This is a genomic window from Oceanobacter sp. ABM4_470 (assembly GCF_056158645.1).
The window spans coordinates 3,238,572-3,250,894 of record NZ_JBSWTR010000001.1 but is presented as its reverse complement, the minus strand read 5'-3'; the positions used below and the strand labels follow the sequence as shown (position 1 = coordinate 3,250,894).

The 12,323-nt window shown below is 54.5% G+C and carries 11 protein-coding genes; 2 read left to right on the top strand and 9 right to left on the bottom strand.

Features of this window, described 5'->3' with window-relative positions:
- Window positions 1-93 precede the first annotated feature (93 nt).
- The 4 genes from ACXADJ_RS14310 to ACXADJ_RS14295 all read right to left on the bottom strand — a co-directional run bounded on the left by ACXADJ_RS14310 (window position 94) and on the right by ACXADJ_RS14295 (window position 4,325).
- Window positions 94-1,191: a polysialyltransferase family glycosyltransferase gene (locus ACXADJ_RS14310; RefSeq protein ID WP_475067124.1), complete on the bottom strand. Its 1,098-nt coding sequence runs from the start codon at window positions 1,189-1,191 to the stop codon at window positions 94-96.
- Entirely contained in the window at window positions 1,188-2,330 is a 1,143-nt protein-coding gene (locus ACXADJ_RS14305; protein WP_475067122.1) for a capsular polysaccharide export protein, LipB/KpsS family, read from the bottom strand. The genes ACXADJ_RS14310 and ACXADJ_RS14305 overlap by 4 nt, the downstream gene beginning before the upstream one ends.
- 167 nt (window positions 2,331-2,497) lie before the next feature.
- Window positions 2,498-3,469, bottom strand: coding sequence for an ATP-grasp fold amidoligase family protein (locus ACXADJ_RS14300; RefSeq protein WP_475067121.1), 972 nt, complete (start codon window positions 3,467-3,469; stop codon window positions 2,498-2,500).
- 13 nt (window positions 3,470-3,482) lie between these two features.
- Window positions 3,483-4,325: a putative nucleotide-diphospho-sugar transferase gene (locus ACXADJ_RS14295; RefSeq protein WP_475067118.1), complete on the bottom strand. Its 843-nt coding sequence runs from the start codon at window positions 4,323-4,325 to the stop codon at window positions 3,483-3,485.
- A gap of 366 nt (window positions 4,326-4,691) precedes the next feature.
- Here ACXADJ_RS14295 and ACXADJ_RS14290 point away from each other — a divergent pair, with 366 nt between their 5' ends.
- Window positions 4,692-5,711, top strand: a complete 1,020-nt coding sequence (locus ACXADJ_RS14290; RefSeq protein WP_475067116.1) for a polysaccharide pyruvyl transferase family protein — start codon at window positions 4,692-4,694, stop codon at window positions 5,709-5,711.
- On the top strand, window positions 5,711-6,709 hold the full coding sequence (locus tag ACXADJ_RS14285; RefSeq protein WP_475067112.1) for a phosphotransferase: 999 nt from the start codon (window positions 5,711-5,713) through the stop codon (window positions 6,707-6,709). Before ACXADJ_RS14290 ends, ACXADJ_RS14285 begins: the two co-directional genes overlap by 1 nt.
- On the opposite strand, the gene ACXADJ_RS14280 is transcribed toward ACXADJ_RS14285, so the two are convergent.
- The 5 genes from ACXADJ_RS14280 to metK form a co-directional block, all read right to left on the bottom strand.
- A complete protein-coding gene (locus ACXADJ_RS14280; protein WP_475067107.1) occupies window positions 6,690-7,694 on the bottom strand; it encodes a polysialyltransferase family glycosyltransferase in 1,005 nt (334 codons plus the stop codon). The genes ACXADJ_RS14285 and ACXADJ_RS14280 overlap by 20 nt on opposite strands.
- Window positions 7,694-8,845: a capsular polysaccharide export protein, LipB/KpsS family gene (locus ACXADJ_RS14275; RefSeq protein ID WP_475067104.1), complete on the bottom strand. Its 1,152-nt coding sequence runs from the start codon at window positions 8,843-8,845 to the stop codon at window positions 7,694-7,696. The genes ACXADJ_RS14280 and ACXADJ_RS14275 overlap by 1 nt, the downstream gene beginning before the upstream one ends.
- Before the next feature lie 308 nt (window positions 8,846-9,153).
- The gene (ahcY, locus tag ACXADJ_RS14270; protein WP_475067102.1) at window positions 9,154-10,533 is read right to left on the bottom strand and encodes an adenosylhomocysteinase; all 1,380 of its coding nucleotides are present in this window, start codon (window positions 10,531-10,533) and stop codon (window positions 9,154-9,156) included.
- A gap of 56 nt (window positions 10,534-10,589) precedes the next feature.
- The gene (locus tag ACXADJ_RS14265; RefSeq protein ID WP_475067098.1) at window positions 10,590-10,949 is read right to left on the bottom strand and encodes a four helix bundle protein; all 360 of its coding nucleotides are present in this window, start codon (window positions 10,947-10,949) and stop codon (window positions 10,590-10,592) included.
- Window positions 10,950-11,028: 79 nt separating this feature from the next.
- A complete protein-coding gene (metK, locus tag ACXADJ_RS14260) occupies window positions 11,029-12,240 on the bottom strand; it encodes a methionine adenosyltransferase (RefSeq protein ID WP_475067094.1) in 1,212 nt (403 codons plus the stop codon).
- Window positions 12,241-12,323 lie beyond the last annotated feature (83 nt).

Here is a 12,323-nt window from a genome sequence, read left to right as displayed (position 1 = left end):
TTCGCTGCATTCGCCGCCTTGTTCTAACAATCTGCAGGACACGCGCAGAGCTGTGCAGAGTTATTTAGAGGGTCCCTAGCCGTCAGCCCGGGTTCAGGCCTGTGTCGCCTGCCAGCTGGCAGTGCCGATGTACTGGCCCAGAGTGTTGTGTGGGATCACCTTGATTCCCAGATTTGAAAACAACTGATCGAAGCGCTGGTTGCCGCTATTCACTTCCAGCGCGTAGCTGGTGATGTCCGGCGTCAGCCAGGAGGCGTTGATCAGTGTTGAGGATACATCGCCAACCAGTACAACGTTGTGCATCATCGGGCACAGCAGCTCAAATGGAATGGCGGCCGGCAGAACCTCGACTTGCGGGAAAGCGGCAATGCCAAGGGCATCCGGGCTTGCATCCCTCGGGTGGTATTTGACCGCCACCGACTTACCTTGTTCAAGTGCCTGCTCGATACAGCCATGAATCATCTCGACATAACCCGGAAGTTTGGCAATCAGCGATTCATGCGGCGTTGTGATCAGTAAATCCGTCGTTGCCAGTTGCTCGACGTCGACGTTGAACGGCTTCAGAAAGTGGCACGAAAAGTCAGCAATGACTTTGTTGTTGCGGTAGTAATCCGGCAAGCTGATGCGTTCCTTGCGCTTCAACTCAGGCACCACCAATTCCGGATAGGCCGCGTAGACGGTCTGAATCCAACCGGACCCCCCTACTGTTGGTGGATTGCGCCACCAGAATCCGTAGGCCAGCTTTTTCAGTAAATTGTCGACGTACTTGTCGCCAAAACCGGAGGATGCCTTGCGGCCAACGTAGGTGAAGGTGCCTTCATCCATATAACTGCCATGGGGCTGCCAGCCTGAGCGCTCGCATTGGTGCATCAAATACTGGAACTCGATGCGACGGTCATTGCCGGTGTAGATATGACGGGGCTGGTGGCGCTCAACAAATGCATCAATACGCTGGAAGATCTGTTTGCGCTGCTTCAATCGAGCGCGGGCCTTGCGGATTCGACCCGGGTAAATATCGATACTGCGAAAGGGCGATCCTGGCCAGTCCATCAGCGACTTGAAGTACAGATTGTCGTCGACATTGGCCTGATCCAGTATCAGCAGGTGATGCTCTCCGGGCTGTTTTGACGCCAGTGCAATGCTGTTCAATATATGCAGCGGAGTCGATGCAAGGTAGGCGGAGATGGTCATTGTGTCAGTTCCTTAACTCGTAGATTCATCGCCTGAAGATGGTCTGGAGAGGCCTCTTTCCAGCTGCCCTGAACCAGATAATCGTTGTACAGGTAGTTCAGGTAGCGTGGCGTTGCATCCGAGCATTGCCATTGCGATGGGGTCGCCATTATGCCGCAAAGATCGTGTGGGTTTTGTGCTGACAAACACAGCTCCGGCAGACTGTAAAATGCTTGCCCAAGCACCGCCACCGGCCTTTCCAGCAGCATGGCTTCAAGGCCAACACTGCTGTTGATGGTCATAACCAGCGCCGCATTTTCAATCAGCTGCTGGGTATTGTGGTCGTTGGCGAATTGCAGTCGGGGGTGCTTTGTATGCAGGTCATCGTACTGTTTGGGACAGGACGGGTGTTCTTTCAACAGGATGACATAAGGCTCTGGCAAGGCCTCAATGTGGTCTACCAATACCTGATACAGCGCTCGCATATCTCGAATCCAGGGCGAAAAGCAAATGATCTGACTATCGGTATCTACCTGGAATGGCACGAAAATATAGTGTTCAGGTAAGGGTTGCTGGTTGCTTTGTTGCAGACCCTGTTTGCTTTTGTGCGCCTGACGTTGGCTCAGCTGGGTTGGCAAGCGCTGATGCGGCGTGTCTGGCCCTTGATCGGCATTTGGCAGCTGCTCGAGTGTACGCAGTGTGCTGTTTTCATAATTGATGCCTCGGGCATCCACCGTGGTGGTTGCTGGCAGGCAGCCATTTTCCATGTATAGGGTCTTGATCCCGAGCTGATCAGCGGCCAGAGCGCACAGCCGTTGATGCCAGACAATGCCATTCCAGCACACCATGGCGTCCGGTGCGGTGTGTTTTAATCCGGCGTAGTAGGCCCGATACAGAAAGCGTCCGCTGAGTGCGAGCCAGAGTTTTCTAATCCACAGCGCTGGTAATGAACGCTGGCCGTTCGGACTGGCCTGTTGATACTGGCGCAATTCAACCGCCACGGCGTCATCCAGACCCGGATGGAATTTGAACAGCGGCCACAAACGCTTTAGCCACCATTGGCGATGGCGAACCTGAGTGGTCTGGTAGTCGGCAGTTTGGCCAAGTTGACTGAAATACTGTTTGTGATGATTACGAACAGCAAAAAACAGAACGTTCATTAAGAGTCCTGGAAAATAAACACAATAAGCCGCCAGGCTACTCTCGACGACAGCAGCAAGCGGGTGTGCATTGATAAACTACTTCAGTGACAATCTGTTGATGCTGCGGGTTCCTTGCAGGCACCGGGTGGGATGTCAGCTGTGCGCGTCATCCGGCCCGGGAACAGTTATCCCGGAAAGAGTCGAGCCCGCAGAGCATATACGCGATTCATCCAGCGGTTGGTCAATCCGCGCTCATCATCAGTAAAGAATTGCAACGGCCAGGCGTCACCAAGCTGTTGGTCTTGTTGAGCCGGTGTGAATTTTTCACAGGCATTGCCAGGCACAAAGGTTATCTCGCCAAACAGCACCTTGCCTTCAAAGGAGTAAAGATCGATGCGGACGTAATCAAAGGCTTGTGACAGTTCGCGAGCTGCTTTCAACATAGCGGCCAGGTTGTCCGGCCGGGAAGCCGGTGCTTCGCTGCGGTTGTACTTCAATTGCAGGTCTAGGTTTTGCCACTGCTCGTCAAAGAAGTCCCGTGAATGGTCGCCAAAGCGGTCCATATCGGTCTGTACGATCAGGCGTTTACCATGGTCGAAACAATGGAACTTGTAGTCAACGGGCACCTTGCCATGGGCATCGGTGAGTAGCGGTTCGATGACGACACCGGGAGTAACCAAACGGTACTGGGCCTCACCGGTAAAGTTATCGGCGTAGTTACAGCCAAGCCAGGCACTGATCAGGGCTCTTACATCTGCCAGAGAATACTCGTCGGCGGTGCGGATAATCAGGTTCCAGCCACTGCCATGCGTCGCCTTGAGAATAATGGGCGGAGGAAAGCGCTCAAAGTCAAAGTCACTGGCATGTTGCAGGTAGCCAAGCTGTGGAATCAGAAACGCCTCCCCCAGGGTTTGGCGGATGTATTCGCGCACTGTGTGCTTGTCGACCAGCGATGCTTGTTGTTCAAGCCAGCGGTGCTGTTGCAGTTTGCGATACAGCAGCTTTTCGCTGAACGTTTTTGGCTGCGTAAGGTTCGCGTGATAGCCGTGGTTTCGGATGAAGTTCTGAAAGGCCTTACGGCGAATACTGCCGTCAGCCATGGTCTTTTGGGACTTGTTTTGCAAATGCTGGCTTTTGGCCTGCAAGGAATGGGTCATATTCGTCACTGTCTCAGTCACCAAAGGTGCGGTTTGCAAAATAGCGGGTTATGCGTTGTTTCCATTGACGGGCATTGGTTCCCTCGCCGTAGACAACCCAGTCCGGCGGCAATGACACGCCGCCCCGGCACAGGATTTTCAGCAGTCGGAAAGTACGGCGGGCGCCAAGCAGCTCAACCAAACCATCGATGGCCGGAGTGCTGGTGCCCTTGTGCTGGTGCAGCCTTGGGCTGTGGATTACTTTGGGAATGCCTTGCTTGAAACCAAGAACGTCGAGCCAGCGCAGGAACATGACGTTGTATTCGGGCGGCAGGATGGCCAGATTGAGGTCCGATTGCCACAACAACTCCCGAAAAGATGGTTGATCCTTGGTTTGTTGATGGGACTGAATAACCTCTTTCCAGCGTTGCAGAAACTGCTGGCTTGCCTCAGAGCGTCGGATACCAATCAGGCCGCCGTTCAGGGTCGGGAAGGATTGCGGGAAATGCTGCTTGAGAATGGCCGAACCGTGTTCCGAATTACGACCGGGATCGTGGCAGGCACAGACGTCGTATTTGTCGAACAGGCAGAATATGTCGGCGATGTCGCCGATGACATAGGTATCGGCATCGATATAGAGCGTCTGATCGAAGCGGGATTGTGCCAGTGCATCAATCTTGGTTCGAAACCAGCTATGCTCTGGCGTCACGATGCGGTCAAAGACCTCCGTTTGTACATCCCTGTCGGTGTATAGATCAATCGCCAGCTCCGGGCACTGGGCCTTGAGGGATTTGGCTGAGCGAATCGCCAGATCTATGTATGCCTGATCGCCTGTGGCGGCATATACCACACCCCGCGAGGGGCTTTTGTTGTCCATGTCCTGTCTTACCCTTACGACATCGTTGGATGTCTCCGCTGAGCGGATCGTGTTTAAGTGCGCTACTTTACGGTTTTCTTACACTGAGCGCATTGCCTGACATCCTTTGACCGTGACAAAAACCGGCTTGCGATCATCGTCAGCGGAAAACGTTACCGAGCTCGCCTGTGTTGAAAAAAGTAAACGGATGTTCTGTATTTGTCCCGCAAAGCGCTGGATATGCTGCGATTGCGTGATGGTTTTGTGTCAAAAGTGTGAAATCATAACGCTTTGATGCCTGTAAATCCTCGCCTGAACATCAGGGCCTACTGAGATTTTTGGGAAGGCACTGGTGTGTTCAATTTGACAGACGTTTTGGAGATATCCTTGCTCAAGGTTGCCGTGATTAACGACACTCGCCCGACTCATCATTTTGGTTGCTTGCTGGTAATGAAAAATTTGTTTCATTTGCTACAGCAACAGCAAATGGAGGTGGCCTGGAGCTGGCCTGTCAGCGTCGATTGGCGTAAGCACAAGCGCAAGATTCGTTCGATGCCTGAGGTGGACGCCATCATCATCAATGGGGAAGGCACCATTCATCATAATCGGCAGCGCAAGTTTTCCCAGGCCTTGATCGACTTCTGTGAATACGCCAGTCAGGTAATGAAGAAGCCGGTGTATGTGGTCAATGCCACGCTGAATCAAAACAGTTCGGATGCGTATCAGAAGCTGGCACTGGCGCGGGCAATTTATGTTCGTGATCGTGGCAGTTTGCAGGAGCTGAACGATCACGACGTGCCAGGCAGTTATGTTCCTGACCTGACGATGGCCGGTTCTCCGGAAACCATGACCCAGGATACGACTGGGCGGCAGGGAACTCTTGTCATTGATAGTGCCATCAAGACTGACACGGCGTTATTACGTGAGTTGGCCGAGCGACATGATCACGACTTCCGCTCGATGATTGTTGCTCGCCCCGGCAACGCCCGCTTTTTGCGCAGCCCACGTCCGTGGGTCAAAAACATCTGGAAGTGGCTGCGGGAAGACCGCTTGGTCAGCACCGATGTGGATGTTTACCTTCAGCAACTGGCGACCTATTCGGGCGTGATCACGGGGCGTTATCACACCCTGACCATGTGCCTGAAGCAACGGGTTCCCTTTTATGCGCTGGCGTCCAACACGCCGAAAGTGTTTTTCCTGCTGAATGATGTTTTTGGCGACGATCATCGCCAGCGTACGTTGGAAGACATTGCTGCAAACGGCGATCAGCCGGTAGAACCTTTTTCCGAGCAAGAGCTGGCTGCCATTGATACCTTTCTGGCCATGGCTAACCGAGAGTCTGAAACCATGATTCGTGCTATTGCAGCGGATATTCGTCAGCAAGCCCAAGGTGAGTACCAATACTGATGGCGAACATCAGCTGGTGGCAGCGAGCCTACACGGTATTCAAATTGCGGGTTATTGCTGCCCGTCTGGGGATGCCGGTAGACGAGCTCAAGGAAGCCTTGTACCGGGTTCATCCATTGTTGGATGAACCGTCAGTGTCACTGTGTTTCCGTAACTTGGGCGGTAAAAACAACCTTGGTATGTTTCTGCATCTGGGCCACAGCGCCAAGCCGTTGGCTATTTCCAAGCTGATGGATCGCTCCATGGCGCAGCGTGAGTACCGTCTGTTGCAGTGGCAATCGAGCGTCGATGCGGCTGATATTGCGCCTGCTGTTGTTGATTGCCGTGAGCTGTCAGAGGACGTGAGTGTCTTGACGACACGCTTTGCTGAAACGCCTGTGCCGTTTGAGGTTGAGCACATGCTGCGGTTGCATCAACGACTGGGTAGTTTTCACGCCCCAGCCAACACTGACTGGTCGGGTGTAAACAGGGAGTTGCAGCCAACGACGCCGATCAAGGCATTGCTGTGCGGCTTTGTCACCGAGACAGACCAGACCCGCATGGCGCAGTTTCTGGATAAGTACTTGTCACAGCAGCTGTCATACGGCGAGCGCGCGGCAATTCGGCCCAGCATTGAGCCTGCCATGGCGTGGCTGGTGGCCTACTGGCCAACGCTTCAGGCCGCGCCTCACTGGGGGCTGGTGCATGGCGATTTCAAGCGCCAGAACATATTGCAGGATGGCTACAGCGGCACCTATCTGGGGATCGATCTGGAGTACTACTGCCATGGCTTGCGGGTGTGGGATCTGGCGTTTTTCTATTCCCGTGGCAATTACACGGTTGCCGATATGTTACAGCACACCGGCTACAGCGGTGAGTTGGCGAACGTACTGGTGTGCTGCTACCTGATTGCCAGCCTGTCGCACTACAAGCAAAAGCGCGAACCGCAGCAGTTGGCGACCCGGATTGAACCCGCCGCCGATTGGTTGCAGCAGGCGTTTAGCAATACAGCAGCCTGACCCCCACTTTCTCCATCACTTCGGCCAGCTCGGATGTTTGCTTGCAGATGCTGGTGACCTCAATATCCGGTCGCAACCAGCGACTGGTCAGCAGCGCGCTGGACACATCACCACAGAGCTGTGCCCCTTCGGGCAGTAAGGGGAACAGCATCTCCATCGGAATACTCGATGGCAGCAACTGATAATCTGCCCATGGCGAGTCGTTGGCAAAGGGTGCATTGCGGGGATGATTCTTGATCACGACATTGCCGCCGGCTGTGGTGGCCAATTGCAGCATGGCGGCCTCGGTTTGGGCGTCACGCACACTGTCGTGGGGAAGAACGACAACCAGTGATGCCTGCTCCAGCCATTGCGGCTTATCGACCAGAGCCTGTGCCAACTGCTTCAGAGCCGGGTGGTCGGTGCTGGCAGGCAAGGGTAGCAAGTGCTTTTGCTGTAATCCCGGATGAGCTAATGACGGAAAAGCCACATGGGCATCCTGTATCCAGCCAGAACAGCCAATGTCATCCGGTTGTTGCCACCAACCTCCATAAAGCCAGCGCTTCAGCTGGCGATCGATGATTTTATCCAGCAACCAATGGGTTTTTCGCCCGGTGTAGGTATAGGTGCCGTCGTCAAGATAATGACCGACGGCGGGATGTCCTTGATGACTCAGGGCCGCCATGATGCCCTGAAATTCAATGCGTCGATCATTGGCGGTGTAGACGTGGCTTGGGGCCAGCTCGCAGGCTTGCCGCCCGAGGGTTTCCAGTAATGCTTTACGGCGCAGTTTTTGTTGCAGGCCACGAGCCTTGTTGCTGGCTAGACGGACTGACGTAAACGGACTGGATGCCCAGGCCAAGGCAGCCTGCATAAATGGCGACAATGAGGCGGGCTGATCAATCAGCCACAGTTGCTTGTCGTCGGAGTCAGGCAAAGCCAAGGCCACCATGGTGGCGGTCAGGACGTTAAATGGAGTGGACGCGAGGAACAGATGGCTTTGCATCAGGCAGCGTTCTCCATCAGTCGAGCCAGTCGTTCAGCCATTGCGGTCAAATGCTCGGGCTGCGATTGCTGCCATACGCCGGTGACGGCGTGTTCGGTGTCGACATGGCTCAGAAACGCCTCCAGCAAATCGTGATCGAACTGCCACTGTCCGACGTTTTGCATGGCCTGGTTAAGACTTTGCTGATCCGGACAATTCAGCACCAGGCCGGGTAAGCCATAAAACGCCTGTCCCAGTACCAGCAGCTTTTTGCGCAGCAGCAAGGATTCCATACCGATTGACGAATTAATGGTGACAACGGCGTCGGCATGCTGGATCAGGGTGCTGGCTGGGATGTCTGTGACAACATGAACATTGGGTTGCTGGCAGAGCCTGGCAAAGGCGTCCTTGTAACATTGCGGGCAGGAAGGGTGCGCCTTGAAGACCAGATTGGGCTTGGGAGTGCATTGCTCGGCGGCCTTGCTGGTGGCCTCCAGCAACTCGAACATATTGCGAACCCAGGGAGAAAACAGCACCGTTTGAGTATCGGTATTTACCTGCAAGGGGACAAAAATATAGTGTTCGGGCAACTGCTCTGGCCGACTTTCTGTGGCTGCGGAGAGCGGCTTGGCTTTGCTTTGCAGAGCCGAAGTGGCCGCTAGCTGCTGATAGAATTCGGGTTCCCGTGGCACCGAGTTCAGAAAGTTAATGCCGTTGGGGTCCAGTGTGGTGGTGCCCGGAAACGGTCCACGTTCAATGAAATAACAAGGAATACCGAGGCTGCGGGCAGCGCTGGCCATGATCCACTGACGGAACTTCAAACCATTCCACAACACCAGCTGTTGAATATTCTGCTGCTGCAAACAGGCTCGATAACAGCGGAACAATATCCGTCCCTCAAGCCGTTTTAATGCCATTTTCATGGCATAGGACGAACAGCTTTTCAGCCCCGCAGGGCTGTTTTTGAGGGTGTTGCGAGTCGCATCCAGGATAGCCTCTTCTTCCGGATAGCTGCTGTTGATTGCGCTCATGCCACGGAAGAGCGAGACGTCCTTGTACCAGAGTGTCTGGCACTGAAAGCCGGATTTTTGCAGCTCTGTACCCAGCTTGTCTGCGTATCGCCGCTGCGCCTTGCGGGCGGCAAAAATACCTATCCTGTTCTGCAACATCATGAATCAATAACAAGGTAGCTTTGGAGTCGCCTGAGTATACCTGCTTTGGCGCGTCGGACAGGCGTTATATTGGGACTGAGAGGTGCTCGTTGGACAGAGCGCGGGCGATTGCCTCACAAACATTTGCTGATGACAGGCTGAAGCTGTCGACGTTCTATTGTGAGATAGGTGTGCGTGGCGTTGATGAATGGGGTCTGTTCCAAATCCGCTTCGGTTGATGGAAGCGGATTATGGACACAGAGACTGTGCCAGACATCGGAGTTGCGCCAGCTGGCGTCAGACCTCCGACGTCTGGCATCTGACGATGATCAGTACTTGTAAGCTTCAGGCTTGTAAGGACCGTCAACATCCACGTGGATGTAGTCAGCCTGTTGCTGGGTCAGTTTGGTGATGACGCCACCGAAACCTTCAACCATGTCCTTGGCCACTTCTTCGTCCAGTTTCTTAGGCAGAACCTTGACGTAGATACCAGCGGCTTTTTCTTCAGCACTCAAGTCGGCGAATTTGGCTTCGTACAGGTACATTTGAGCCAGTACCTGGTTGGCGAAAGAGCCGTCCATGATGCGGGATGGGTGACCGGTAGCGTTGCCCAGGTTCACCAGACGGCCTTCAGACAGCAGGATCAGGTGATCGTCGGAAGCCGCGTCACGAACCACTTTGTGAACCTGTGGCTTCACTTCGTCCCATTCCCAGTTGGCTCGCATGTAAGCGGTGTCGATTTCGTTGTCGAAGTGACCGATGTTACACACCACAGCGCCGCTCTTCAGCTTCTGCAGCATGTTCTTGTCACAGACGTTGACGTTACCAGTGGTGGTCACGATCAGATCGGTCTTGCCCAGCAGGTCAGCGTCAACGCAGTCCAGTTCGCCAGTGTTTACACCATTGATGTATGGGGAAACCACTTCGAAACCGTCCATGCAAGCCTGCATGGCACAGATTGGATCAACCTCGGTGACCTTAACGATCATACCTTCCTGACGCAGGGAAGCAGCGGAGCCTTTACCTACATCACCGTAGCCAACAACCAGCGCTTTCTTGCCGCTCAGCAGGTGGTCGGTACCACGCTTGATGGCGTCGTTCAGGGAGTGACGACAGCCGTACTTGTTGTCGTTCTTGGACTTGGTTACTGCATCGTTCACGTTGATGGCAGGCACTTTCAGTTCGCCTTTTTCCATCATTTCCAGCAGGCGGTGTACGCCAGTGGTGGTTTCTTCGGAGATACCATGGATGCTGTCCAGCATGGCCGGGAAGTCCTTGTGAACCATCTCGGTCAGGTCGCCGCCGTCGTCCAGGATGATGTTGGCATCCCATACCTGATCGCCATCTTTTTCAGACAGGATGGTCTGCTTGATGCACCACAGGAATTCTTCTTCAGTTTCACCTTTCCAGGCGAACACAGGAATGCCGGCAGCAGCGATGGCCGCAGCAGCGTGGTCCTGGGTGGAGAAGATGTTGCAGGAAGACCAGCGAACGTCGGCACCCAGGTCAACCAGGGTTTCGATCAGTACGGCGGTCTGGATGGTCATGTGGATACAACCCATGATCTTGGCACCGGCCAGCGGCTGGGCTTCCTTGTACTTGCGACGCAGCGCCATCAGGGCTGGCATTTCGCCTTCGGCGATCTGGATTTCCTTGCGGCCCCAATCGGCCAGATTGATGTCGGCAACTTTGTAGTCGGAGAAGCTCATGAGTGTTTCCTCAGGATGTCGGACGTCTGACGTCGGAAGTCGGACGCTCTATGGCTTTAACGTTTTGAATCATCCAGCCTGCCAATCAAACGATTGAGCATGGCGAAGATTCGATTGTGTCTTTCTTGCATCAGATCATGCGGGCCGGGAAATCCGAGCCTGCCTGAAATGATGAGTTGCGTTTCTAGCTCCTGCAGAGAACCTCTGGCAATCAGCAGGAAACGCCTGAATTCCTTGTCACTACCGCGTCCAGCGCCTTCCGCAATGTTGGACGGAATGCTGACCGCAGCACGTCGCATTTGACTTACCAGTCCAAATTTCTCGGAATCCGGAAACTGGCTGGTCAGGCGATAAACGTCGGTAACCAGCTCAATGGCGTCCTGCCATACCTGTAAACGCTGATATTTGCGTTCCATACACCACCTCCCTGTGGTGTTTGTTCTTTTAAAGCGTCAGACGTCCGACCTCAGACATCCGACGCAGGCCTTACAGGCCTTACAGGCCTGCAGCTGCCTTCAGGGCATCAACCTTGTCAGTACGTTCCCAGGTGAACGCAGTGAAGGTCTTGCTCTTCTTCTCGCCGTTATCGGTGTATTCGTAAGTCATTTCGAATGGCTCACGACCGAAGTGACCGTAGGCAGCAGTGGCCTGGTACATCGGGTTCAGCAGTTCCAGCTGGTTCTGGATGGCGTATGGACGCAGGTCGAATACGTCACGGATTACCTTGGCCAGTTGCTGGTCGCTGATCTTGCCAGTGCCGAAGCTATTGACGGATACGGAAGTCGGTTCAGCAACACCGATGGCGTAGGACACCTGGATTTCACACTTGTCGGCCAGACCGGCAGCAACGATGTTCTTGGCAACGTAGCGGCCCATGTAGGCAGCGGAACGGTCAACCTTGGATGGATCCTTGCCGGAGAAGGCGCCACCACCGTGACGAGCCATGCCGCCGTAGGTATCAACGATGATCTTGCGGCCTGTCAGGCCGGCGTCGCCCACCGGGCCACCGATAACGAAGTTGCCGGTTGGGTTGATGTGGTACAGGGTACCTTCGTGCAGCCATTCAGCAGGCAGAACCGGCTTGATGATGTGTTCCAGAACCTCAGCACGCAGGTCTTCCAGGGAAATGGAAGGATCGTGCTGGGTGGACAGAACCACAGCGTCAACTTTCGGGCTGTCGCCTTCCCAGTTGATGGTTACCTGGGACTTGGCATCCGGACGCAGCCACGGCAGGGTGCCGTTACGACGCAGCTCGGACTGACGCTCAACCATGCGGTGGGCGTAGAACACAGGAGCTGGCATCAGGTTCGGGGTTTCGTTGGTGGCGTAACCGAACATCAGACCCTGGTCACCCGCGCCCTGATCTTCAGGCTTGGCGCGGTCAACACCCTGGTTGATGTCGACAGACTGCTTGCCGATGCCGTTCAGAACGGCACAGGTAGCACCGTCGAAGCCAACATCGGAAGAGTTGTAGCCAATACCGGTGATCACATCACGAACGATGTCTTCCAGGTCAACGTAGCAAGAAGTAGTAACCTCACCAGCAACCACAGCCATACCGGTTTTTACCAGAGTTTCTACCGCCACACGGGCGTATGGATCGCGGGCAATGATCGCATCCAGTACTGCATCGGAGATCTGGTCAGCAACCTTGTCCGGGTGGCCTTCAGATACAGACTCTGAAGTAAAAATCGAATATTCGCTCATGTGTAACCCTCTATGTTTGGTGGTGCTCCCTGGGTAGGGGAGCCGTAGTTCGTTTAGTGTTCGTCTCGATAGTACGAAGCTCA